Raw genomic sequence first — 23,302 nt, 5'->3', positions numbered from 1 at the left:
CTTGTTATGATATTTTTCCCGCAGCTAAAACGAGCCGTATTTGAAAATAACTGATCGTTTCACTAATTTCCTGTTTGATATCCTTTAATTTATAGGAAGATGTATTGTTTATGGCCGCCAGTATTTCCGCATGATCATCCGGGTTCACGTAATGTTCAAGCGGAAAAGATTCATCATACAGTGCAATTTCAATCAAATGATCGTAAATGGTATTCAATTTCAAATGACGTTTTACGGCAATTTCTTCTGCAGTATACTGCATGTCCAAAAATTCTTTGGTCTTACTTGCTGAATTAGTTATCCTTGCCTCTTGTGGCAATGCCGTCAGAAAACGTGCAAAAAGAGGGTACGTTTTTGGATGCTGGTTGATCAGCGACAGCATATGGTGCGTGATTGCCGTTTTGACTAATGGAATATCAATCTGTTTCAGTCCATAGTGATCGGCAAGCTGAAAACTGCTCATTCCAAAATGTTTATAACCTGTCAGACTATCGACAAAAATACGCGCTTCCATTTCAGAAAAATGCTGCAGTATTTCATAGAGTTCTTTATAAAGCTGATTCAGAAAAACCGTCTGATGATTTCTCCATTGATGGTATTGTCCCTTCACCCAATCTGTTATGGGCGGTTTATCAATTACCGGGATGAAATGGAAATGATTTTTCTTACTGTTTGTCATGGTTTGAATTAGCAGTAGCAGCCTTTCCCAAAATACTGCTGCTTTTTTGTAATACGCCATACCATTAAAATGTTGAGCCGACACATTCCCTTCCTGCTTCCGAATCCAGTTGTCACCCATTTCGGTTGGTGATGCTGCATTGTCATTATTTAGCACTATCAAGTTACGCTGAATCAGTTCATGGATTTGTTCATCAAAATCCTGTTTATGTAAAGATGGATAGATACCATAAAAATGGTTTAATTGATAGGTATGAGAATCCTGGACGGTTTGAATCGAACGTTTTCCTTTAAGCAAATGATAGATTGCGGAAATGCTTCGTTCTTCCTCGAACCTGGAGCAACAAGAAATAACGATATAATTGAACAGCAATGTAAGCACTCCTTTACGAATCATGATAACTTACAAGCTTTTACATGTCATTCCAATCATAACACGTTATGGAGAAGTTGAAATGTATAACTTACGGATTTAGAATAAATGTTAAGCTGAAATTATTGAACATTTTACGTGAATGGGAGGAGTTACATGCCTAAATATACTATCGTAGATCAGGAAACATGTATTGCCTGCGGGGCATGCGGTGCCACAGCGCCTGATATATATGACTATAACGATGAGGCGCTAGCTTATGCTGTGCTGGATGACAATGAAGGGACAACTAAAGTACCCGAGGCTTACGAAGATGATATTCTGGATGCATATGAAGGGTGCCCAACAGATTCAATTAAGGTTGCTGAAAAACCATTTTTCGGAGATCCATTAAAATATGAAGACGATTAACAGGAAAAAAGGGGAATCTATTGGATCGTTATCAACGGAAATGTGCGAGAGTTCATGTATGATGTACGGCGGATTCCAAGGTTTTCAGCGCGTCCCCGCCTAAAGCATGCCTGATAATTTCACTGTTGCGAAACAAAGCACACGTGGCAATTGTAATTGTCCAATTTGCGTTTATTCTGCGTTTCTCGATTTGTACGAGTGACTTCTTGGATATACCCAAAACCGTTGCCATCTGTTCCTGTGTATAGTTATTTTCAATTCGAATCAGCTTCATCTTAGCGGATATTTCTTCCTTTATGTCGCTTTGATTCATTTGAACCAATCCCACTTCCGATTTTTCTTCCAAATCTATCATAATGTTTGTTGTGAGAAAAGTCAAAAACAAAAAAGCGTTCCCGTTATTATATTGGTCGGGAACACTGCACTCATTTATTCAGGAATAATTGGATTTGCCCCTTCTGGAACCTGAACCGGAGATGACAAATCGTATGGTCCGGTTTTACTCTGAGGAGCATTGGAAAACGCTACTTCATTGTAGCCGAAACTCTTTGCTGTCATCAGAATGGCATCAATCATGGTTATCAACGCTTGTTCTGCCGATAACATGTTAGGATCCGCAAACTCGATATGGAGTTCTGACCCATTTTCGTGTACTGAAAAATCGGCCGATTCTGGTACTGTTCCGGTAACATGATACATTTCTTCATCTATTTTCATTTCGGATAGGGCTGTTTCAAAATCCGCCTGCTCATCTATTGGCACTTGTACCAGAAATTCTTTGTCTGCATCAACTGCCTGATAGCTTTTATAAATATTTTTGCCCGGCTGCAGATGCAGTTCTTCAACCTTCCCTATCTGGCCCAAGCTGATGGATTCATTAAAGCTGACAGAATCAACCTGAATTGGAACAAACATAGCTGCTAATAAATCTTCAAAAAGACTTGGTCCCGCAGAGCCTCTTCCAACAGGAGAAAAATCTTCCGGCAGATCAATGTGAACTTGCTGACTGGTTTCATTCAACTGGAAGTCAGCCTCGGAGAACATATAATGACTTAATCCCCAGTTCTCTTCGTCTAAATAGTCGCCAAATTCATTATAATACTGACTTTTGTCAGCTGTATCCGAAGCAACCAGTGACAATGGAATGATATATTGCCCCTGCGAATCGGTAACGGCTCCGTGAACGATCGTTTCATGATTTTTAGATTCCGGAATCACATTTGATGCCGATTTCTGATCCATCAGAGCTAACTCTTCCTGATGTTTGTCATTTTCAGCAGCAGATCCGGATTCTTCCCTGTATTCCGCACTTTCATCAGCTACATTTGTGTCCATTGCGTGATCTGAAGAGCTTTTGCTGTCATCCTGGACCATTGTCTCATTTATCAACAACGGCACGAGCAGTAAAAGGAGCCCTATTGCTGCCACAGCTGAGAAAATGGGAACGAACGCAAAGCGCTTCTTCCTGCTTACTAATTTCCGTTTATTTACCTCCGAGGAGATACGCTGAAACAATTGATCTTTATCAAGGTGATCTTTTACGGTTGGCATGTTTTTCAATGATTCTTCAATGTTCTCTTCATTGTCGCCAAACTTCTTCATTAGGTATCTCCTCCTTCCTGTTGTTCTGAATGGATATACTTTTGTAATTTTTTTATCCCGCGATGCTGTGTTGTTTTCACTTTACTGACATTGAAATTCAATATTTCAGCTGTTTCCTGGATAGAAAACGACTGAATGTAACGCAAAATGAGGACACTTTTCTGTTCAGGTGTACATTTATCCAAATAATGATAGACGTCCTTGATCATTTCATTTTGTATGGCTAATTCATCGGGTAGCGGATTCTGGTCCCGAATAAATTCTCCTTGTTCTCCCCAGTCAAAAAACGCTGCAATTCGCTTGCGTTTTCGCTTCTGCTTTCGAAAATAGTCAATGGCAATATGCCGTGCAATTGAAAAAAGCCATGTTTTCTCACTGCTTTCCCCTTTGAACGAATCATAGGACTTCACAACTTTGATGTAAACTTCCTGAACGAGGTCTTCACACGTTTCTTTATCTTTTACCATATAAAAGATGAATTGGTATAAATCATGATGATAATTCTCGTAAAATTTCTCGAAAACGGATTCCATCAAAAATCCCCCGTTCATTTCAATAGTCGTTTTCAGCCCGTAAAATGTTACAGTTATTGACTACTATCATATTAGAATTACTTAAAAATACCAACCTGCTTTAGTTGGTATTTTGCAAACGAAAACGATTATGGGCATATCTTTTAAAGAAATGGCTGATGATCGGATACAGCAAAATAATAAACACAGCATTTCCAATTGCATGATACGTATCAAACGGCAGACTTGCCAAGTAGTATGGCCAAAATTTGCCGGCAATCGAATAGGTTGTCAATGAAATCATGAATCCATATAGATAGCCGCTAAATACTGCAAATATAACAATGCCATATATCGGGGTTTTTCCAGGGAACTTGCCAAGCCAACCGCTTATTATTCCAATTATCCCCCAGGAAACAACCTGCCACACAGTCCAAATCCCCATCCCCAATAGCATGTTTGACAAAAAAGTTGTCAATACCGCCAGGATGACGGCTGCAATTGGACCGAGCAGCAACCCGCAAATGATGATCAATGACGTAACTGGCTGGACATTCGGAAGAAAAGCAAACACACTTCTTCCGACAACCGCAAGTGCAGCGAGTAATGCCAGCAAAGTGAGTTTATACGTATTCATCCATTATTCCCATGCCTGAAAATCAAATGTTACTTCATCACCGGGGGATAGTTCGTATTCGGCAGCACCCACATTCGCCATTTCCCCATTTACCTCGAAGATCCACGCCTTTTGGTCATTTTCCTCAGCCGGAACACGTTCGATGGAAGTGATAAATTGTCCATCTTCTCCGGTCTCCACATCAAAGTTTTCCTGCAGGACGTCCATCAAAATAGCACCTTCTTCAATCTCAATTTCTTTCTCGGCGATATACTCTTCCCCATCATCTTTGCTTATCGTCATACGAATTTCATCTTCATTCAGTTCGCCATCTGTATTTTCATTTGTTTCAGTCTGTACTTGATCGTTGTTAGATTCATTCTGATCCGCTTCATCGGTACCACAACCTGTTATCAAACCAATAACAACGAATAGTGGTGCCATTCGCAAAATCCATTTGTTCATTTCCGATTCCTCCATTGTTGGTTTTTTTGGGAGAAATGACGACGGAAGCCAAAAGCAATACTCGAATGCAGGCTAGCGTAATAAAAAAGCCAACCTCCTTCAAAGGTTAGCTTAAAAGACAATCGAAACATACATACGAAATCCATATTACGTTTTCGGTTGTCCCAATCGCTCAAATCCCCGAAGCATTGAAACATAAGATATTGGCAGGTCTACTGACTTGTGATTCCTACCTACTCTAAGCCCTTCCCATATGAGGATTCATACAGTGGATCATGCTTATTTCGTATATCACTTACAGTTGCGAGGACAGTTCCAGTTTCTCACTGGATTCCCTTTTTAAGTAAATACACCAACATCTATTATTTTTATTTAATTTCAAAAAACATCATATCATAAACTTGCTGTCTTTTACAGCATTTATTTAAAATAGTTGCACCCTGCATTAACAGAAGCAAGATTCCCACTTCAAGACTTGAGGTGATCTCAGGAAAGATGAGTGAGGAACAACTGCCCGTATAGGTCCGATTCTGTTCAACTAACATTCAGCGAGGATAGTACACCTCGCTGAATGAAGTTTCACTTTATAACGGGATTTTGATGTCAAAGGTTGTTCCTTCATCAACTTTGCTTTTAACGTTAATCGTCCCATCATGAGCCTCGACGATATTTTTGGCAATCGCAAGACCTAGTCCTGTTCCTTTTTTCTTATCGCCTCTTGTTCGTGATTTGTCGGCCTTATAAAAACGCTCGAATACAAATGGTATATCTTCTTCTGGTATGCCGCTTCCATTGTCCTCAATGGATATGTGGAAATTCGTTTCTGTACTTTTGACTACGACCTTTACATATCCATTTTCTTTTGTATGCCTGATTGCGTTATCAATCAGATTTGTGAAAACCTGCTCCATCCGGTCAGTATCAATCAATATATTAGATACAGTCAATTGCTTCTCCGACATTAATTGAACATGATTTTCTTCCGCTAATCCTTTAAACTTTTTTATAATACGTTCCACAAATGAATCAGCATCAACATGTTCCTTGTTTAACCGGGTATGGCCAGCTTCCATTCGAGCCAGATCCAATAATTCATTGACAAGTCTGCCCATTCGAAAGGATTCTTCATGGATAATCTGTGCCAGTTCATTCTTTTCTTCTTTTGATTCAGCAACATCGTCGACAATTGCTTCACTATAACCCTGCAGCATCGATATCGGAGTCCGCAATTCGTGGGAAACATTGGCAATGAAATCTTTTCGCATTTTGTCGAGCTTTCTTTCCTCGGTCATATCACGGATAACGGCGACTGCCCCGCGTACATAAGTCTGATCGTATAACGGTGTCATGATCATCACCCATGTACGCCCTTGTGTATTCATCTCCCTGATTACTTCTTTTTCATCGTTAATCACACTACGTAAAATTTCGTTTAAAGGAGCAGGAGCACTTAGATTATCTTCGTTCTGCTCCATATCCTTTTCATAATAAAGATGCTTGATAAATTGTTCTGCCGGTGGATTGGTAACAAGCATATCTCCGTTACGATTCAAGGTTATAACACCATCAGCCATTGAGCTGACAATACTGGAAATCTGTTCTTTTTCCTGTCTCAAGGCGTTGATATGGAATTTCAGCTGTCTGCCCATCCGATTAAAAGCAATCGCCAGTTCACCAATCTCATCATGGGTCAGGATCGGTACTTTTGTATTAAACTCTCCTCTTGTCAGATCAAGCGCAGCTTCTCTCATCTTTATCAGTGGTGATGTAATTCTTGTAGATAGGAAAAACGCAAAAATGGTTGTTAAAATAATGGCAATGCCCGCTGCCAGGAGAATGATTTTAGTTGTCTCAGCTTTTGTCTGATTCACAATATCCAATGATTGATATATGAAAACAGCCCCATCCTGATTGACTGGTGTGCCGACAATCATTGCCTCGACGGTACTGTTTGGCAATGTTGTCTCTTTTTTAACATTATGGCCGTTTGTAAAAACATCCATTAGCTCTTCGTCATTTTGAAGCCACTCCGTACTGAGTTCATTTAAGTCTTCATCTGTACTGTCTGATATCTGAAACGTTCCATCACCATAAATAATGGCAATTCGGCTTACCGGATCCTTTACCAGTTCGGCATTTTGCAGTGCCAATTTCTGATCATCATATTGCTCAATTATTTGCGATACTTTTGTTGCTGTCTGCATCATCTCATTTTCAGCTTCATTAACATGGAAAGTTTCAAAGAATTCCAATAGTAAAATAGTCAATATAAATAATACAAAAGAAACTAGCAATAATATGGTTATTGCTAGTTTGCCTACAACACTGCGCCAGAACATTATGCATCATCTGCCTCAAATTTATATCCGACACCCCAGACAGTAACAATCATATCTGCGGCCTGATTGGATACATGATTTAACTTTTCTCGCAATCGTTTTACGTGTGTGTCAACCGTACGCAAGTCCCCAAAAAATTCATATTCCCATACTTCCTTAAGGAGTACCTCCCGGCTGAACACTTTATCAGGTGCTTCAGCAAGAAAACACAACAACTCATATTCTTTCGGTGTAAGGCTCACTTCGATACCATCTGCTGTTACCCGGTGTGCATCATAGTCAATGGTCAGATGAGGAAAAACGATTAAATTTTTGGTTGGTTTTTCTGTTTCATTGTATCTGCTCGAAGTCACCCTTCTTAATACGGCCTTGACACGCAGCACGACTTCTCTTGGACTGAAGGGTTTGACGATATAGTCATCTGTCCCGACTTCAAACCCCTGGACACGGTTGGACTCTTCACCTTTTGCTGTAAGCATGATAATCGGTGTTGATTTTTCTTTTCGCAATTCTTTTGTAACTTCAATGCCATCTAACTCCGGCATCATAATATCCAGCAAAATAACATCATAGTCGGTATTTAATGCAAGGTCCAATGCTTCTTTACCGTCTTGCGCTTCTTCTACAATAAAATTTTCTTTTTCCAAATACATTTTGACCAGCCGGCGAATTCGATCCTCGTCATCCACCACCAAAATTTTTGGGTTTTCATCCATTTAGACTCCCCCTCTTTTTAAGTTTCGTACGCCGCTAACCGGACATTTGAAGCTATACATGATTACGCATAGGAGTGAAGCCCCGCTAAAAGCAGGTTGACTGCAATCAAGTTGAACATGATAATCGCAAAGCCGCCAACAGCAAGCCAGGCTGACCGCTCACCATGCCAGCCTCTTGACAGGCGTAAATGCAGGAAAGCGGCATAGAAGAACCACGTAACCAAGGCCCATACTTCTTTAGGGTCCCATCCCCAGAAACGATCCCAGGCAATTTGTGCCCAGATAGATGCAAATATCAATCCGCCCAGTGTGAACACTGGGAATCCGATGGCAACCGCACGATAAGATATTTCATCAAGCATATCAGGCTTGGCCTTTTTCAGGAAGGGCTTGATAGCTGCCCCGACCCGTTTGCGCAGAATTAAACGGGTTAACCCATATAACATCAGTCCAGTCAGTACTGACCAGATCAGGGTATTAAATTTCCGTGCTGCATCAACCCCGTGCATCCAGCCTGGGGCATCAAACAGTGGTTCCATTCGATCCCCTGTCAGCAGTTCGCCTTCATTTGGACCGGCAATCGGCGGCAAATGGTAATCTGTTGTAACTGTTTCGCCGTTGAATGAATACTCAAATTCCGCACTATATCCTGATAAGTTGAATGCAGTAGAGATAAAGCTGAAACCGATAAAAAGGAACAGGGCAATTAAAATAATTTCCAGCCATGTTGTCCGTTTGCTCCGTACCGTCTGATCAATTTGTCTGATCAGATAAATGAGCGCTGCCACAAAACTGATCGCTAAAATGGCTTGACCTAACGCGACGGTTGTGACGTGGATGTATAACCAGTGACTCTGCAGTGACGGAACCAATGGCGCAATCTCGGTCGGGAACATACTCGCGTAGGCAATTAAGATCATTGCGATTGGAAGAGCAAACAACCCTAATATGTTTAACTTATAAATAAAATAAATGATAATAAACGCAAATACCAGTGACATCCCGAAAAATGTCACAAACTCAAACAGGTTACTGACAGGTGCATGTCCGCTTGCCATCCATCTTGTAATAAAGTAAACAATTTGCGCCAGAAAACCGATTATGGTTAAGGTAATTGCGATTTTTCCACTGATGCCCTGTTTGGAGCGATTGTTTTTTTGTTTAATCGTAGCACCAAAGAAAAATGTGGCAATTAAGTAAAGGACAAATGCCGTGTATAGCATTGTACTGCTTACATCAAGTAATGAATCCATTTATATCCTCCTTCAGCTGTACCGGTTCAGCTATTCAATTTCCTGCTGATCGTCAACCATTTTCACATTGGTATTCTCAATAATGTGTTCAATATCTTTCTTCAGACCAAACCAGTTTTTATTTGTATGTCCGGCCATCATCATACCTTCGCCCTCAGGATGAAGCCAAATTCGGCGGTGTTGCCAATACATGCCTTGAATCACACCAATCATGAAAATGGCTGCCCCAATGATGAAGAATGGCAACGTGTGATCCACTCTTACCGTCAACCCGCTCGCAAAACGTGTTTCAAAGTCCTGGACACCGAGTTTATAATCGTTTTCCCCAGTTGCATCAACATTTCTTCCAATACCGACAAAACTCATTTCAGGTTCTTCATTATCAGGAGGATGAACTGTAAAAACGAAAGCCGGATTTCTTGGATAGTTTGTTTTTGATCTCGGTTCACCTTCGTTTAGCTCATAATCCGGGTAATATTGACTGACAGCAACCCGGAAACCATTATCCAAACGATATTCATCTTTCGGGTCTGTCAAATCGACTGTGAAGGATCCCAATGATTCCTCCTCAGGATCGTCTGTTTCGTGAACCTTAAACGTCATATTTTGAAACTCATTTTGCTGATAACCTGCCTGATATAGCGTATATTTATCAAAATTCAGCGGATGATTCATACGTATTTCATCTTCAACTACTTTTTCCAGTTCCGGTTCAGCACCTGCTATATCTTCACCGGTTTCCTTATAGATGACAGCATTTGTCTGGTAGTTTTTATCAACCATTCCTTCTTGTTCAATTGCTTCCCGGAATCGCTCATCATTTTCGTCATACGTATCAAGAATAAATTCCTTATTTTCAATGAAATATTCACCGTCTGTACCAGGGATAACGGTTTGTTCACCTTCTCTGACCCAAACATACTCATCAAGGTACATGAACGGGGTCATGCGTAATAATGCCGCAACCAGAATGATGATCAGACCTATATGATTAACATATGGCCCCCAGCGGGAGAAACGTCCCTTTTCTGCTAATATATGACCATTCTCTTCATATACTTTGTACCGTTTTCCCTTGAGACTTGATATTAATGTTGATTTTTCATCATCTGTCACATGGTCCGTTTCGCTAAATAAACGCTGTCGCTTCAGAAATTGTGTGTGCCGCTTAGGTTTCTGCTTCTTCAATGCTTTATACAATGGAACAAAGCGGTCAATACTGCAAATTACAAGCGAAATTCCGATTAATGCAATTAACAGCATGTACCACCAGGAACTATATAAATTGTGAAATCCCAATTGGTAATAGATCAGCCCTAAAATGCCATACTGATCTTCATAATAAATCGACGGATCACGTGATACAGCGTTCGCTGGTATGTACTGTTCCTGCGGGAAAATGGTCCCGATCCCTGATGCGATTAATGCAAGGACGATCAGCCAAACTCCCACTTTTACAGAAGAAAAGAAATTCCATATTTTATCAACAATCGATTTATTGTATGTCTGTGATCTGCGTGCACTTCCATCATACCGCATATTGAGGAGTTTTTGTTTATCATTCCCGTCAATATGCTGATTCTCTTCTACAGGTTTGCCGCATGCTTCACAGAGTACTGTACCCTCTGGATTAACATGACCACACTCACATTTTATCTTCTTCATCCGTATCCCTCACAATTGATGCGTTCATTTACTGCTCAGGCTGTATTTGCCTCAGATACCCTTCTATTTTATCAAGTGTAAGCCCTCCTTCAACAACTTCAACAATTTCCCTTTCCGGATTAATGAAGAATGTGGTTGGAAGCGGGCCAACCTGATAAGCGCTCATAACTTCTTTATTTGAATCATATGGAACAGGGAAAGTCAAATCATATTCATTAATAAATTTGTCCACAACAAACTTTGTCGTATCAAGGTTGACCGCAACAATTTCTACCCCTTTTTCTTTATATTCGGGATATAATGATTCCATATAGGGCATTTCGTCTTCGCATGGGTCACACCATGTACCCCAAAAGTTAAGCATGACACCTTTCCCTTCGAGGTCACTCAATTGAACCGTTTCACGTTCATTATGTTCGTTTATTTGCTCGAGTCTGAAATCCGGGGCCTGAGCACCTGTCTCAATACTTGTTTGATCATTCGTTAAATTGGATACTAAAGCATATATAACAGCAACCAGCAATACGGCTAATACAATCGTTCTGAAAATCAGCCGATTTCTTTTTTTGGGTTTTTTATTGGATTTCGCTTGTTTCACATTCATGTCAGCTCACTCCCTACGCCATTATATCACGTCATCACTATGGTAAATTTGTCTATTATTCAACAATTTAATCATTCGCCAAAAGACGCATTTTTTTTACTTCATGTGGCGTAAGCGGACGGAAATCACCCGGCTGCATACGTTGTAAATTCAAAAATCCATACTTTTCCCGTTTTAACTTGGACACAGGATAGCCTAATGCATCCATCATTCGTCTTATATGCCTGTTTTTTCCTTCATGAAGGGTCAATTCAAGAATCATCGTGTTTTTTTGTCTGTCTACTTCAAGCACCTTGTAACGGACTACTTTTAGCAAATCGTTATCTGAACGAACGCCTTTTCGCAGCTTATTTAGCTCCTGCTTGTCCGGAATCCCATCTGTTTTCGCAACATATACTTTATCAACACCGTATCTGGGGTGCATCAGCATATTGGCAAAATCCCCATCGTTTGTTAGTAACAAAATACCGGATGTATCATAGTCCAGTCTGCCAATCGGATAAATACGCTCCGGAACTTCCCCCAGATAATCTGTTACAACTTTTCTTCCTTTATCATCGGTAATACTGGAAATAACACCCCTTGGTTTATATAGCATATAATAAACAGGTTCCTCCTTTTCCAGCAGTACACCATCTACTTCAATATTATCTTGATGGGTTACTTTTGTTCCTAATTCAGTCACTGTTTTCTTATTAACTTTCACTTTGCCATCTGCAATCAGCTTTTCCGCTTTTCTGCGGGAGGTTACACCACTTTGGGCAATTACCTTTTGCAGTCGTTCCAATGTGTTTGTCATCATATCACCATTTTCTTTTGGCTCTTTTAGTATAGATTGTTGTTATGTAGACCGCAGTCCGAATACACAAGTGCTCGTCGCGTTGCAAGCTATTTCAACGAAACATACGGTACGCTCCTCGCAACTTACAGGACATGGCGTTCTTAGCCTTTGTTCCTAAGGTGAGATGCAGGGTCTCACTTTAGTCTCTGTTTCCGCAGAGTCTCCGTGTATTCGGACTGCTCACTACGTATCATATATTTTTCCACCTTACTTCAACAGCAACAATCTTTTAGAAAACAGCCTTTATTTCTCAACATAATAATAGCGTTAACTATATGTTAACGCTACTCTAACAGTTTATCCAAATATTAACGTTACGATAATGACCGAGGCAATTATACCAACAAGATCAGCTAACAGTCCAACTTTTAGGGCGTATCGCATTTTTCGGATACCGACTGCACCAAAATAAATGGTTATGATGTATAATGTCGTATCTGTACTTCCCTGCATAGTTGATGCTAATCTGCCGATAAATGAATCAGGCCCGTGAGTACCAATCAATTCAGTCGTCATTCCTAATGCTGCAGTTCCGGAAATAGGTCTCACCATCGCTAATGGAATGATCTCCGGCGGTATACCGATGAAAATAAGAAACGGTGAAATAAGCTGGATAAATGCATCTAATGCGCCAGAGCTTCGTAATATCGATATGGCTACAATCATGCCTACTAAAAAAGGAAGTAAAGAAAATGCCATCTTGACACCATCTTTCCCTCCTTCCACGAACGTTTCATATGTTGGCACACGTTTCCATGTTGCCACAAACAGAACAATTAGAATAAAGCATGGAATCAGCCAGGTGCTGATCGTTGTAATAATACTCATATTCCCTTCCTCCTGAGGCTTCTGTAATAAAACAAGCGGTCGATGGTTAACGCACTGATGGAGGAGATAAGTGTTGCGATAATCGTTGTACCAACAATCTCAGTCGGAGAAACTGAATCATATTGCATCCGTATTGATATAACTGTGGTTGGTATGATCGTTAAACTGGACGTATTGATGGCCAAAAAGGTTATCATGGATCTTGAGGCCGTATCTGTTCCGCTTAACGCCTTCATATGTTCCATTGCTTTAATCCCCATTGGCGTTGCAGCATTTCCCAGACCAAATATATTGGCGGTAATATTGGACAGTATATAGCCCATTGCGGGGTGTTCTTTTGGGATATCCGGAAATATCCTTGTGATAATGGGTCTAAATAGATTAGCAAGGAATGTTAATATGCCTGCTTCTTCAGCGACTTTCATGATCCCAAGCCAAAAAACCAGTATACTGATCAAACCGATCGATAAGGTAACTGCCTCTTCCGCACTTTCAAATAAAGCTTCATTAACCTCATCCATCGTCCCATTAAACATGGCATAAATAATTCCGATACCAGCCATCAAGGCCCAAATAATATTAACCATTCAGATCAAACCCGGTAATGCGCTGGTACACTGTCACGATATCCTCCAGAAATTCCGCCTCGTGCCGTTCAGAATATATAGCCGTCTCTGTAACCGGTACGGCATCCACAAAATAAATGGTCTTTCCGATAACTTCTGCCGACTGTGGATTATCATGCAATATAAATGATTTGCTTTCGATCTGGTTTCGTTCATTTTCATTAAGCGGCAATGTAATATCATGATGCAAATAACCTGTAACCTGATCGCCTGTTTCCGCTATTTCATAAATACTTTCTCCTTTTTGATCAATGGTTGTCATATCATACTGGTCAAACCCCCATTCAAACATCCCAATATGATCGCTCCAGTCGTCAGGTCCGTTTAACGTGACAGCGATTAGCTCCATGTCGCCTTTCAATGCTGAACTCACCAGTGTCCTCCCGGCAATTCTAGTAAATCCTGTTTTTCCGCCATTCGAATATTCGTACATACCGGTCAGTAATTTATTTTTGTTTCGCCATGCATATGCCCGTTTATCCGATTTATAGCTTCTCGTTTTAGTCACCTGCCTGAATATGTCATTGTCCATCGCATAACGCATTAAGAGCGCCATATCATATGCAGTGGAATAATGACGATCCGAATCGAGTCCATGCGGATTTTCAAAAGAAGTGTTCGTCATACCGAGCCACTGTGCTTTTTGATTCATCAAATGTACGAAACCTTCCATACTCCCTCCGACATGCTCGCTTATAGCAATAGCTGCATCATTGCCGGAACGAAGCATTAATCCGTAAATAAGATCTTTCAACTTCATTTTCTCCCCTTCTTCCAAATAGATGGAAGACCCGATTGCATTAACGGCACGATTGCTGACCGTTACATTCTCATTCAAATTTCCGGATTCGATGGCAATGATCGCGGTCATGATTTTCGTAATACTGGCAATTGGCTGTTGTTGATGTGCTTGCTTCTCAAATAAGATCCTCCCTGAGGACTGTTCAATCAATATAGCATTGTTTGCGGACACACCTGGATTTGCTTGTCCAACAACCGGATTAAAAAAACTGACTATAAGAAGACAAACAAGTGCTATGATTGCATAACGCATACATTTTCCTCCTGCAGACGATTAATTTGTCTATACAGTTTATGCCTTGTCTCCAAGGGATATGACTGGAAAACTTTCGTTGCTGCGCCGTTTCGGCTTCAGGCAGATATTACACGGCAAAACTGACTTCTTCCCCATTTATACTTAAGAAAAACCTCCCGTTATTTGATTAAGTTTATCCCGTGGTTCACCCTCGTCATATGTTGAGTGCCGATTTTTAAACTTGTCTAAATTAAAAAAATCCTTACAAATATGCAAGGATTGGTAAAATCAGGTAATTTACTTGCTTTCATCGATTTGCTCCGAAAATGTTTCAAAAAACAAATCCGCTTCTTCTTCTAATTCATCTGTGTGAACCTCTTCGGGAAGCGGTGGCAATTCGTCCAGTGACGTTAATCCGAAATAAGTAAGGAAGTCTTTTGTTGTTGAAAATAACATTGGGCGGCCGGCTCCTTCTTTTCTGCCGACTTCTTCGATGAGAGACCTGGCAACCAATGTCTGGACAGGGCGGTCACTTTTCACCCCGCGTATCTCCTCAATTTCAGTTCTGGTAATCGGCTGCTGATAAGCGATAATCGCCAATGTTTCCAGTGCAGCTTGTGACATTCTTGTCGTTTGCGGTGATTCAAGCAGTTTTTTTAAATAAGGACTATGTTCAGGTTTCGTTGTCAGGTGAAATACTTTATGCGATTGCATCAATAACATCCCACGATTCGTGTTGTCATAATCATACTTTAATTCTTCCAGTATATGTTCGACGGTATGATCCGGTACATCCAGAACCTGTGCTAATTGCTTCACAGTTACCCCTTCATCACCACTTGCAAACAATAATCCCTCGGTTATGGCTTTTAATTCATTGATTTCCACGTTTCATCCCCCACATAAAAAACATACAGATGATCAAAATGTCTTTCCTGCCTACATGTTACATCATTATTTTTCATCAGCTCCAGAACGGCCATAAATGTAATGACAATATGAGAACGGGATGGATATTCAAACAACTGGTCAAACGCTATGCCGCTGCTGGAATACTTTACTAAATCCAGCACGTCGGTCATTCGCTGTTCAATGGGAATTTCTCCACCTTTAACCTTTGTCTCCAATGGTTCATGCCATTTTTTGCGTTCAAACATCTTTCCTAATGCGTGAATCATCTCGTAAATCGATATATCTCCTTGGACAGCAGGTTGTTTCGTTTCAGCATGATCAAACAAAACTGCCGGTCTGGTAAAAATCTGATTGGCTTCAAGTTCTTTATTTTGAAGTTTTTTGGCTGCATCTTTATACTTCCGGTATTCGATCAGACGTTGCATCAGTTCTTCACGCGGATCTTCCATATATTCTTCATCGGCTTCCTCAACTTCCTGTTTCGGCAAGAGCATCTGACTTTTTAAAGCAAGCAATGTGGATGCCATCACCAAATACTCACTGGCGATATTCAGCTCAAGACGCTGCATGGTGTGGATATAATGCATATATTGTTCTGTTATCTGTGCAACTGGAATATCATATATATCAATCTCATACTGGTTAATTAGATGCAACAATAAATCGAGAGGACCTTCAAAAGCATCCAGTTTCACTTTATATGGCTGATTCACAGCAGCCCTCCTTTTCCTATCCAAAAATGAAAAATTTTATCCCAGCTTAATATTTATTGACATAAACGCCCATACAATCTAGTCAGTCTCATCATAAGTTATTAACGTAAGATAAATGTTACCAAAAAAACATTTATTCGTTAAGCGAAAAAGGAGGAATATCATTATGGGTCATCAATATGGCGGAGGTTTTGCGCTGATTGTCGTATTGTTCATTCTTCTGATCATTGTTGGAGCTGCATGGTTCTAATCATGACAGAATGATTATCAGCCCACTTTAAAGGGGTTATGCAAAACAAAAGCCACCTCTTACAAGAGAGATGGCTTTTGTTTAGTTATTTTCTTCATCCTGCTGCTGTTCTTCTTCTTCCGCACATTTATTCAGAAATTGCTGCGTTAAGTCGTCAGCACAAACAGCATATTTATCTCCGTATATGTGCTGTACTTCCTTCACCATCTTTTTGCCAATACCCGAATTCCGATGTGACGGATTAACTGATATATGCTGGATAACTGCATTTATGTCATTTTCAATGCGCACTCCAATGGCACCCAGTACATCTTCTTCCTTCCACAGGAAAAGATGCCAATCCGGATTCGATTCATATTCTTTAATTGTCTGCTGCAATTTTTTTACATCTTTTTCCTCGGGCATAAAAGATAGTAACCCCATTGCAATCTTTTCATAATTTTTTTTATAACGAATAAACATACATATCCCTCATTATGATAATAGCTGACCAATCAAAAAGAGCAAACTATATGATTCCACACTGTACCCTAAGTTACATCATATAAAAAAGTTTGTATATATAGTTATGCCGTATCAGACATTATTTGTCAACACAATATACGCACATATAAGAAAATCCCGGCTGACACGCTGTCTTCGGGAGACGGGGCGTCAGAGCCAATATGAAGAAATCAGTGAAACTGCTGATTTCTTCATTAACATTTCACCATAAAACAATCATGCTGGACTTCATCAGAAAACAAATACAAACCAATAGATAAAACCCCAACTGATTCCGACCGTCAAGAGAATCATTAATAACAGCCAATTCTTTTTACGCTGGTTCAAATTTACATTCATCCTTTATCATCATTACCATGTTTTCTATTAAGCATACCGATTAATGTGCAAATCGTATACCCATCCGATTGCTTCCCTTTAAGACGGAATGGAATGGTATTAACAAGTGCTAGCCACAAATTGAATAATAACGGCAGCAGCAAATAAATGCTTGGATATACGATATATAACCCATAACACAGACCTGCAGCGGTAAAACTGCTTAACGGACCGCAGGCGGCAATTTGGACCTTGTCAAAGGGCCGATATGGGACACTTCGTTCACTGGAAGCTACTCCTCCTAAAAAGAATAGCACATGTACCGAAATATCGATTTGTTTCCGCGTTGTATGATACATGACACTGCCTGTACCAACAGACAGGGTAATTTTATCAGCGCCAAGTAATTTTGCCCCAAGAACATGCCCTAGCTCATGTATCACGGTACCAACTGGGGCAACAAAGAAAATGAGGTATACAAAAAAATAAATATCCATAACATTCTATGATGCTGTCATAACTTTAACCTGTTTCATGACATCACCATTTTTCATCGCCTTTGCAAATTCCACACCTGACGTTACCTGGCCAAAGACGGTATGGACACCGTCTAAATGCGGCTGTGGTTCATGAACGATAAAAAATTGGCAGCTCCCTGTATCTTTTCCCGCATGTGCCATAGAAAGTGAGCCTTCCACATGTTTATGCGGGTTTCCCTCTGTTTCACATTCAATCGTATATCCGGCCGATCCGGTCCCATTCCCGTTAGGACAACCTCCCTGGCTGACAAATCCATCAATCACTCTGTGAAACGTCAGCCCATCATAAAAATCACTGTTAGCCAATTTTTCAAAATTTGCTACCGTATTTGGTGCTTCATCCGGATAAAGTTCAAACTCTATTTTATTTCCGTTTTCCAATAATATATAGCCTTTTTGCTTCATTGTTTATATCCCCTTTTTTTATGCTTACACTATTTTAGCTGACCCGTTAACAGAAAACAACATCATCACTCGTATGACATATCGTTTTTCACCACATCGTGATATGTTTCACGTTTGATGACCAGTTGATCCCGGCCATTTTCAACGAATACGGCTGCTGCTTTGGGAAAACGATTATAATGATTGGCCATCGAATAACCATACGCACCTGTTGAAAATACCGCTAAAATGTCATTATGGTCAACAGCAGGTATCGGCAAATCCCATATAAGCATATCTCCTGATTCACAGCATTTTCCGGCTACAGAAACTGTATCTGTTGCCGGATGTGATGCCTTGTTTGCCAATACGCCTTCATACTTAGCCTGATAAAGCGCGGGACGTATGTTATCTGTCATACCACCGTCAACCGAAATATAATGGCGTACGCCGGGAATTTCTTTCGTCGATCCAACCGTATACAATGTCACACCGGCATTTCCCGCAATTGCCCGGCCCGGTTCAATCCAAATTTCCGGCAAAGGAATGTTGAAAGACGTTGCCTGTTCCCGGACAGCAGCCGTTATATCCCGTATATGATCAGAATAGGAGATCGGCTGATCTTCCGCTGTATAACGAATGCCGAACCCTCCTCCAAGATTCAAAACTTCCGGGGTGAAATGGTATTGATGCTGCCACTCAGCCATTTTCTGGAATAGCGTTTTAGCCGCCAGCAAAAATCCCTCAGTTTCAAAGAACTGTGATCCAATGTGACTGTGAAGGCCTTTAAAATGAATATGGTCATGTTCCTGTAATTGCAAAAATGCCCTATCAGCCTGTCCATTGCTCAAATTAAAGCCAAACTTGGAATCTTCGTTGCCCGTCACAATATATTGATGCGTATTCGGTTCAATCCCAGGTGTCACACGCATTAAAACATCCATTGTTTTGCCTTTTTCTCGAAGAAGTTTACTAATCAGTTCAATCTCATAAAAATTATCGACCACAATACACCCGATATCATGTTCTATCGCCATTTCCAGCTCGTCAATGTTTTTATTGTTGCCATGTAAATGAATTTTGTCTGATGGAAAATTGGCAGTAAGGGCAGTATACAACTCCCCCTGTGAAACCACATCAAGGCTTAGCCCTTCCTGTTTAATAACCTGAAGCATGGCGACAGAAGAGAAAGCTTTACTGGCATATGCGACCTGTGCCCGGACACCAAGCTCCTGAAATGTGTTGACAAAAGCACGGCAATTTTCCCGTATTAACGAAACATCGTACACGTATAATGGTGTACCATACTTTTGGGCCAGATCCACCGAATCAATTCCGCCGATTGTTAAATGGCCTGAATCATTTATATCAAATGGATGATGATCCGCTATCATATGAAATTCCCCCATTCCGCTGTAACAATTGCTGCAAATCATTCCTGATAAACTCAAGCCTTGCATTATGGCGCTATGAGTACCGAAGTTTTTTAGCTAATAATACGACTGACATTCCTTAAACGTAAAAACACTTTATCACATAAAAGCTAAAAACGAAAGTGGGTAAGGCGCAAATGCAGAGGCAATAGACAAAAAGATACGGACAGAGGATAAGTAACGCTTCTTTTATCTTTGGTTTATCAATTCGGCTGTCTGTAATCGTTTTTGGGATGAACGACACTTGGCCTCTTTTTTGAAAGTGGCATTGGAATACGGAAGAGGATCTCGATTATCCCTGCTGCATTGAATGGTATGAATGGCCACAGATATGGTGTCTGCAATGATTTTAAATGAGCCAGGTAGAGAATATAAAGTGTAAATGCTATCACAAAACCAATCGATTCAAATAGAGCTGTCGCGACAATTAGTACAAACCTGGCAATCTTATTGGCCACCCCTAATTCATAACTTGGTGTTACATATACACCAATTGCACTAACCGACACATACAAAATGATTTCAGGTCCGAACAGACCGACATCAATCGCAATCTGCCCAATTAACACCGCAGCAATTAATCCCATTGAGGTTGCCAGAGGGGTCGGTGTATGGATGGCAGCCATACGTAAAAACTCAATTCCCAAATCAGCCATAATGATTTGTACAGCGACCGGTATTGTCCCTTCTTCTTTAGGGCCGATAAATGAAAGGTCCGCTGGCAGTAACGAAGGATCCAGCACGAATAAAAGCCATAAAGGCAATAGAAAAATCGATGCCATAATGGCTATGAATCTTGACCAGCGCATAAAACTGCCGACCAGCGGTGTCTCACGATATTCCTCGGCATGCTGTACATGATGGAAAAAGGTCGTCGGCAGGATGATCACACTTGGTGAAGTATCTACAATTAAAACGATATGCCCCTCCATCAGATGTGTAGCAGCAACATCAGGACGCTCTGTATAGCGGACTAATGGATATGGTTTCCATTTTGGTCCGGAAAAAAACTCCTCCAATGTTTTATCTGTCATCGTAATGCCATCAATTTCAATTTCGTTTAACTTGTCTTTTACTGTCTTAATAAGATCTCGGTTCGTCACATCATCGATATAGCATAAACAAATATCCGTTTTCGATCTTTCCCCAACCTTTAACATTTCGTGACGAAGCCTGGCATCGCGGATTCTTCTTCTTGTTAATGCTGTGTTTTCAATAATATTTTCCGTATAGCCATCCCTGGAACCCCTGACAACATGCTCTGTGTCAGGTTCTTGCGGTGTTCGTCCCGGATATTGGCGAACATCAACGATAAATGCATATTTGATGCCATCAACAAAAATAACAACTAAACCGGATAACAATTGATCAACGGCCTCATCCAGAGACTCCGTTCGTTCAACCTGCTGATAAATGATGCGGTTTTCAATGATTTCCGGTACCTTTTTCGTGTTATTTTCGTCATCATTGATTTGAATAAGCTGACGCATGATTTGCTGTACAACTGAACCATCACAGAGACCAGTAACGTAATATAACTGAATTTTTGTTTTCAAAACAATTAATTCACGATATCCGAGATCGAATGATGTTCCCAGTCCAATATGATCCTTCATGTATTGCTCATTTTTTTCTATTTTTGCGTAAATCGGACTTTTATTCTGATTTTGACTCATATACTTCAACTCTCCACTTTTTCTATATTTCGTATCGATATAAATTATTTTACAAATATGGTCCATTGAAAAAGGGATCCGGCTATTTTGCCAAATACAATGGCCATTAATAACCATAGCAGCTTGTTTTCCAATCGGATACGTTTTGAAAGGATGGGAAATACATTGAGCACTTCCGTCAAAGCAGCTGCCAGCATCCCATTAAAGATCCCGTGAAATGTTCCCCATAGTATGAGTAAAATGAAAGACTGATTCCACGATATACCTGCAAAGGACAAGTATATCCCGAATAAAGAACCGAGAATGATACTTGCGATATAAATGGGTATAAACCGATTGGTCTTACTCAGTTGGATTAATCTCGGGATAACTCCCAGCACCGTTAAAAACGCAACAAAACCGCCCCCGACAGCAATACCAGCAGCGAATCCGATCGTTATCTCCACTAGACTAATCAAAATGGCTGGTATCATTCAGCTTGTTCTCGTAATAGCTTAAGTATTGATCCAGATTTTGCTGGTAATTGAAGATTTCAACTTCAAGTGGGCTTGGTTCTTCATTAAATCGTTTCCGGAACCAGTGATTGAAGAATAGCAGCATCCCGATTCCGAGACCAAACGAATACGGTATTTGAATCCACAACGGATACTGGTTTTGTTCGCCCGTCAGCAAATAATGCAGTTTTTGCTGCACTTCCTGCATGCTGACATCGTAATGAAAATTCATAATGGTCATGGCCGTACCAATAAAAAGCAGCAGCCATACAATTGCTACAATCAAAATGTTTGGCGATTTTTTATGTTGCTGGATCCGTATAACAGTATGCGTTGGCCCGACAAGCTGAAATTCCAGGTCACGGTAATCGTTGTTTAAATGATCGATAACTAAAAAACTGTCCACGATTACCACGTTCTGGTCTTTTTTGGTAACGCGATAGACCGGTGTTTGTTCAAGTTCAGTCTTTAACGGTGAGGTTGTTGAAACGTTTGCTATATCTTTTAGAGTCAATTGTTTTAGATATGTCAGTTCGACATGCTTTTTCATACGCAGGTATACGATTTCCGACATGTGAGGATCATCCTCTTTACAATGTTGTATCTGATAGTATTTGTTGAAAGCGGAGAAATTATCACAGGAAATAGTACGCACCAGATTTCTAATCATTTTGGCAAGTTGTAATGCCGTGAAAGTCAATAGAACGAATTACAAAAGGCTGTCCCATTTGATTTTGGGACAGCCTTTTGTCATTGGTTCATATTCACTTTCATATCTTTTAATATTTTTTTCTCGAGTCTCGACACCTGTACTTGTGAAATCCCAAGCCTATCAGCCACCTCTGATTGTGTCCGGTCTTTATAATACCGTAAATACAGGATTAGCCGTTCCCGTTCATTCAATCTTCTTATTGCTTCCTGCAGTGTCAGTTTATCAAACCACTTTGTATCGTCATCAGCGATCTGGTCCAGTAACGTGATCGGATCTCCATCATTCTCGAAAACCGTTTCATGGATGGAATGCGGTGATTTTGCAGCCTCCTCTGCATGGACGACTTCTTCAGATGTAATATTTAATGCTTCGGCGATTTCCAGAACAGTTGGCGTCCGGCCAAGCTGTTTGGTTAATTCATCCCGTTTCTTGCGTATTTTGTTTCCCGTCTCCTTTAAAGACCGGCTGACTTTAACACTGCCATCATCCCGGATGAACCGCTGTATTTCACCGATGATCATTGGTACAGCATATGTGGAAAATTTGACATCATAAGATAAATCAAATTTATCAATAGCTTTTATCAGCCCGATACTGCCGATCTGAAACAAATCATCCGGATCATATCCGCGATTGATAAACCGTTGTACAACCGACCATACAAGTCTGACATTACCTTCAACAAGTATATCACGTGCCTGTTTTTCACCTTGCTGGCTTTTATGGATATATGCCTTTACCTGTTCGTCAGTTAACGATTCCTTACGGTTATCATGTCTAACATTTACGTCCATAGGCATCC

General features: G+C 40.5%; 27 protein-coding genes and 1 riboswitch. Of the genes, 2 read left to right on the top strand and 25 right to left on the bottom strand.

The features are described 5' to 3' along the window. Positions 1-4: 4 nt before the first annotated feature. Positions 5-1,051 (bottom strand): YpbB family protein, encoded by a 1,047-nt coding sequence (locus BM195_RS01425; RefSeq protein WP_170848112.1) that lies wholly within the window; start codon positions 1,049-1,051, stop codon positions 5-7. Between the two features lie 156 nt (positions 1,052-1,207). Between BM195_RS01425 and BM195_RS01420 the strand changes: the two genes are divergently transcribed. Then, the gene (locus BM195_RS01420) at positions 1,208-1,462 is read left to right on the top strand and encodes a ferredoxin (protein ID WP_090232506.1); all 255 of its coding nucleotides are present in this window, start codon (positions 1,208-1,210) and stop codon (positions 1,460-1,462) included. 52 nt (positions 1,463-1,514) lie between these two features. On the opposite strand, the gene BM195_RS01415 is transcribed toward BM195_RS01420, so the two are convergent. The 16 genes from BM195_RS01415 to BM195_RS01340 form a co-directional block, all read right to left on the bottom strand. After that, positions 1,515-1,775, bottom strand: coding sequence for a helix-turn-helix transcriptional regulator (locus BM195_RS01415; RefSeq protein ID WP_139223960.1), 261 nt, complete (start codon positions 1,773-1,775; stop codon positions 1,515-1,517). A 116-nt stretch (positions 1,776-1,891) separates the two neighbouring features. Then, positions 1,892-3,064 (bottom strand): hypothetical protein, encoded by a 1,173-nt coding sequence (locus BM195_RS01410; RefSeq protein WP_090232499.1) that lies wholly within the window; start codon positions 3,062-3,064, stop codon positions 1,892-1,894. After that, the gene (sigX, locus tag BM195_RS01405) at positions 3,064-3,597 is read right to left on the bottom strand and encodes an RNA polymerase sigma factor SigX (RefSeq protein ID WP_090232497.1); all 534 of its coding nucleotides are present in this window, start codon (positions 3,595-3,597) and stop codon (positions 3,064-3,066) included. Before sigX ends, BM195_RS01410 begins: the two co-directional genes overlap by 1 nt. 100 nt (positions 3,598-3,697) lie before the next feature. Further along, complete coding sequence (locus tag BM195_RS01400; RefSeq protein ID WP_090232494.1) at positions 3,698-4,213, bottom strand: ECF transporter S component; 516 nt, start codon at positions 4,211-4,213, stop codon at positions 3,698-3,700. Between the two features lie 3 nt (positions 4,214-4,216). After that, on the bottom strand, positions 4,217-4,657 hold the full coding sequence (locus BM195_RS01395; protein ID WP_090232491.1) for a DUF4430 domain-containing protein: 441 nt from the start codon (positions 4,655-4,657) through the stop codon (positions 4,217-4,219). A 188-nt stretch (positions 4,658-4,845) separates the two neighbouring features. Then, a riboswitch (cobalamin riboswitch) is annotated at positions 4,846-5,029 on the bottom strand. A gap of 212 nt (positions 5,030-5,241) precedes the next feature. Then, positions 5,242-6,996: an ATP-binding protein gene (locus tag BM195_RS01390; protein ID WP_090232488.1), complete on the bottom strand. Its 1,755-nt coding sequence runs from the start codon at positions 6,994-6,996 to the stop codon at positions 5,242-5,244. Then, a complete protein-coding gene (locus BM195_RS01385; protein WP_090232485.1) occupies positions 6,996-7,712 on the bottom strand; it encodes a response regulator transcription factor in 717 nt (238 codons plus the stop codon). The genes BM195_RS01390 and BM195_RS01385 overlap by 1 nt, the downstream gene beginning before the upstream one ends. Before the next feature lie 62 nt (positions 7,713-7,774). Next, entirely contained in the window at positions 7,775-8,965 is a 1,191-nt protein-coding gene (gene ccsB, locus BM195_RS01380; RefSeq protein WP_090232482.1) for a c-type cytochrome biogenesis protein CcsB, read from the bottom strand. 30 nt (positions 8,966-8,995) lie between these two features. Next, complete coding sequence (resB, locus tag BM195_RS01375) at positions 8,996-10,630, bottom strand: cytochrome c biogenesis protein ResB (protein ID WP_090232480.1); 1,635 nt, start codon at positions 10,628-10,630, stop codon at positions 8,996-8,998. 28 nt (positions 10,631-10,658) lie between these two features. Further along, positions 10,659-11,234 (bottom strand): thiol-disulfide oxidoreductase ResA, encoded by a 576-nt coding sequence (resA, locus tag BM195_RS01370; RefSeq protein ID WP_090232477.1) that lies wholly within the window; start codon positions 11,232-11,234, stop codon positions 10,659-10,661. Between the two features lie 67 nt (positions 11,235-11,301). Continuing rightward, the gene (locus tag BM195_RS01365) at positions 11,302-12,033 is read right to left on the bottom strand and encodes a pseudouridine synthase (RefSeq protein WP_090233175.1); all 732 of its coding nucleotides are present in this window, start codon (positions 12,031-12,033) and stop codon (positions 11,302-11,304) included. Positions 12,034-12,372: 339 nt separating this feature from the next. Continuing rightward, positions 12,373-12,903 carry a spore maturation protein gene (locus BM195_RS01360; RefSeq protein WP_090232475.1) on the bottom strand — a complete coding sequence of 177 codons (531 nt, stop codon included), beginning with the start codon at positions 12,901-12,903 and terminating at the stop codon, positions 12,373-12,375. Continuing rightward, the gene (locus BM195_RS01355) at positions 12,900-13,490 is read right to left on the bottom strand and encodes a nucleoside recognition domain-containing protein (RefSeq protein WP_090232473.1); all 591 of its coding nucleotides are present in this window, start codon (positions 13,488-13,490) and stop codon (positions 12,900-12,902) included. Before BM195_RS01355 ends, BM195_RS01360 begins: the two co-directional genes overlap by 4 nt. Next, positions 13,483-14,583 (bottom strand): D-alanyl-D-alanine carboxypeptidase family protein, encoded by a 1,101-nt coding sequence (locus tag BM195_RS01350; RefSeq protein WP_090232470.1) that lies wholly within the window; start codon positions 14,581-14,583, stop codon positions 13,483-13,485. The genes BM195_RS01355 and BM195_RS01350 overlap by 8 nt, the downstream gene beginning before the upstream one ends. A gap of 279 nt (positions 14,584-14,862) precedes the next feature. Beyond that, positions 14,863-15,453 carry an SMC-Scp complex subunit ScpB gene (gene scpB / locus BM195_RS01345; protein ID WP_090232467.1) on the bottom strand — a complete coding sequence of 197 codons (591 nt, stop codon included), beginning with the start codon at positions 15,451-15,453 and terminating at the stop codon, positions 14,863-14,865. Then, entirely contained in the window at positions 15,435-16,190 is a 756-nt protein-coding gene (locus tag BM195_RS01340) for a segregation/condensation protein A (RefSeq protein ID WP_090232464.1), read from the bottom strand. Before BM195_RS01340 ends, scpB begins: the two co-directional genes overlap by 19 nt. Before the next feature lie 166 nt (positions 16,191-16,356). Between BM195_RS01340 and BM195_RS01335 the strand changes: the two genes are divergently transcribed. Then, a complete protein-coding gene (locus tag BM195_RS01335; protein WP_090232461.1) occupies positions 16,357-16,440 on the top strand; it encodes a YjcZ family sporulation protein in 84 nt (27 codons plus the stop codon). Between the two features lie 81 nt (positions 16,441-16,521). On the opposite strand, the gene BM195_RS01330 is transcribed toward BM195_RS01335, so the two are convergent. From BM195_RS01330 to sigF, 8 genes are all read right to left on the bottom strand, one after another. Next, positions 16,522-16,902, bottom strand: a complete 381-nt coding sequence (locus tag BM195_RS01330; protein ID WP_090232458.1) for a GNAT family N-acetyltransferase — start codon at positions 16,900-16,902, stop codon at positions 16,522-16,524. Positions 16,903-17,279: 377 nt separating this feature from the next. Continuing rightward, positions 17,280-17,759 carry a site-2 protease family protein gene (locus BM195_RS01325; RefSeq protein ID WP_090232451.1) on the bottom strand — a complete coding sequence of 160 codons (480 nt, stop codon included), beginning with the start codon at positions 17,757-17,759 and terminating at the stop codon, positions 17,280-17,282. Positions 17,760-17,765: 6 nt separating this feature from the next. Further along, on the bottom strand, positions 17,766-18,206 hold the full coding sequence (locus tag BM195_RS01320) for a peptidylprolyl isomerase (protein WP_090232449.1): 441 nt from the start codon (positions 18,204-18,206) through the stop codon (positions 17,766-17,768). Positions 18,207-18,271: 65 nt separating this feature from the next. Beyond that, complete coding sequence (lysA, locus tag BM195_RS01315; RefSeq protein ID WP_090232448.1) at positions 18,272-19,579, bottom strand: diaminopimelate decarboxylase; 1,308 nt, start codon at positions 19,577-19,579, stop codon at positions 18,272-18,274. 242 nt (positions 19,580-19,821) lie between these two features. Continuing rightward, positions 19,822-21,294 (bottom strand): spore germination protein, encoded by a 1,473-nt coding sequence (locus tag BM195_RS01310; protein WP_090232445.1) that lies wholly within the window; start codon positions 21,292-21,294, stop codon positions 19,822-19,824. A gap of 44 nt (positions 21,295-21,338) precedes the next feature. Continuing rightward, complete coding sequence (locus BM195_RS01305) at positions 21,339-21,767, bottom strand: stage V sporulation protein AB (protein WP_090232443.1); 429 nt, start codon at positions 21,765-21,767, stop codon at positions 21,339-21,341. Beyond that, positions 21,745-22,362, bottom strand: a complete 618-nt coding sequence (locus BM195_RS01300; protein ID WP_090232440.1) for a stage V sporulation protein AA — start codon at positions 22,360-22,362, stop codon at positions 21,745-21,747. Before BM195_RS01300 ends, BM195_RS01305 begins: the two co-directional genes overlap by 23 nt. A gap of 176 nt (positions 22,363-22,538) precedes the next feature. Then, a complete protein-coding gene (gene sigF, locus BM195_RS01295; protein ID WP_090232438.1) occupies positions 22,539-23,294 on the bottom strand; it encodes an RNA polymerase sporulation sigma factor SigF in 756 nt (251 codons plus the stop codon). Positions 23,295-23,302: the final 8 nt, after the last annotated feature.

This window comes from Lentibacillus halodurans (assembly GCF_900112045.1).
Taxonomy (GTDB): domain Bacteria; phylum Bacillota; class Bacilli; order Bacillales; family Amphibacillaceae; genus Lentibacillus; species Lentibacillus halodurans.
This window is presented reverse-complemented; position numbering and strand designations above follow the sequence as displayed.

Bases quoted from the DNA above. Each gene is read 5' to 3' on its own strand.
- BM195_RS01310 (WP_090232445.1), bottom strand. From the start codon at position 21,294: ATGAGTCAAAATCAGAATAAAAGTCCGATTTACGCAAAAATAGAAAAA.
- BM195_RS01410 (WP_090232499.1), bottom strand. From the start codon at position 3,064: ATGAAGAAGTTTGGCGACAATGAAGAGAACATTGAAGAATCATTGAAA.
- BM195_RS01415 (WP_139223960.1), bottom strand. From the start codon at position 1,775: ATGAATCAAAGCGACATAAAGGAAGAAATATCCGCTAAGATGAAGCTG.
- BM195_RS01365 (WP_090233175.1), bottom strand. From the start codon at position 12,033: ATGACAAACACATTGGAACGACTGCAAAAGGTAATTGCCCAAAGTGGT.
- BM195_RS01360 (WP_090232475.1), bottom strand. From the start codon at position 12,903: ATGAGTATTATTACAACGATCAGCACCTGGCTGATTCCATGCTTTATT.
- BM195_RS01355 (WP_090232473.1), bottom strand. From the start codon at position 13,490: ATGGTTAATATTATTTGGGCCTTGATGGCTGGTATCGGAATTATTTAT.
- BM195_RS01325 (WP_090232451.1), bottom strand. From the start codon at position 17,759: ATGGATATTTATTTTTTTGTATACCTCATTTTCTTTGTTGCCCCAGTT.
- resB (WP_090232480.1), bottom strand. From the start codon at position 10,630: ATGAAGAAGATAAAATGTGAGTGTGGTCATGTTAATCCAGAGGGTACA.
- BM195_RS01350 (WP_090232470.1), bottom strand. From the start codon at position 14,583: ATGCGTTATGCAATCATAGCACTTGTTTGTCTTCTTATAGTCAGTTTT.
- BM195_RS01335 (WP_090232461.1), top strand. From the start codon at position 16,357: ATGGGTCATCAATATGGCGGAGGTTTTGCGCTGATTGTCGTATTGTTC.
- ccsB (WP_090232482.1), bottom strand. From the start codon at position 8,965: ATGGATTCATTACTTGATGTAAGCAGTACAATGCTATACACGGCATTT.
- resA (WP_090232477.1), bottom strand. From the start codon at position 11,234: ATGAATGTGAAACAAGCGAAATCCAATAAAAAACCCAAAAAAAGAAAT.
- BM195_RS01320 (WP_090232449.1), bottom strand. From the start codon at position 18,206: ATGAAGCAAAAAGGCTATATATTATTGGAAAACGGAAATAAAATAGAG.
- BM195_RS01300 (WP_090232440.1), bottom strand. From the start codon at position 22,362: ATGTCGGAAATCGTATACCTGCGTATGAAAAAGCATGTCGAACTGACA.
- lysA (WP_090232448.1), bottom strand. From the start codon at position 19,579: ATGATAGCGGATCATCATCCATTTGATATAAATGATTCAGGCCATTTA.
- BM195_RS01330 (WP_090232458.1), bottom strand. From the start codon at position 16,902: ATGTTTATTCGTTATAAAAAAAATTATGAAAAGATTGCAATGGGGTTA.
- sigF (WP_090232438.1), bottom strand. From the start codon at position 23,294: ATGGACGTAAATGTTAGACATGATAACCGTAAGGAATCGTTAACTGAC.
- BM195_RS01400 (WP_090232494.1), bottom strand. From the start codon at position 4,213: ATGAATACGTATAAACTCACTTTGCTGGCATTACTCGCTGCACTTGCG.
- BM195_RS01385 (WP_090232485.1), bottom strand. From the start codon at position 7,712: ATGGATGAAAACCCAAAAATTTTGGTGGTGGATGACGAGGATCGAATT.
- BM195_RS01395 (WP_090232491.1), bottom strand. From the start codon at position 4,657: ATGAACAAATGGATTTTGCGAATGGCACCACTATTCGTTGTTATTGGT.
- BM195_RS01390 (WP_090232488.1), bottom strand. From the start codon at position 6,996: ATGTTCTGGCGCAGTGTTGTAGGCAAACTAGCAATAACCATATTATTG.
- sigX (WP_090232497.1), bottom strand. From the start codon at position 3,597: ATGGAATCCGTTTTCGAGAAATTTTACGAGAATTATCATCATGATTTA.
- BM195_RS01305 (WP_090232443.1), bottom strand. From the start codon at position 21,767: ATGATACCAGCCATTTTGATTAGTCTAGTGGAGATAACGATCGGATTC.
- BM195_RS01420 (WP_090232506.1), top strand. From the start codon at position 1,208: ATGCCTAAATATACTATCGTAGATCAGGAAACATGTATTGCCTGCGGG.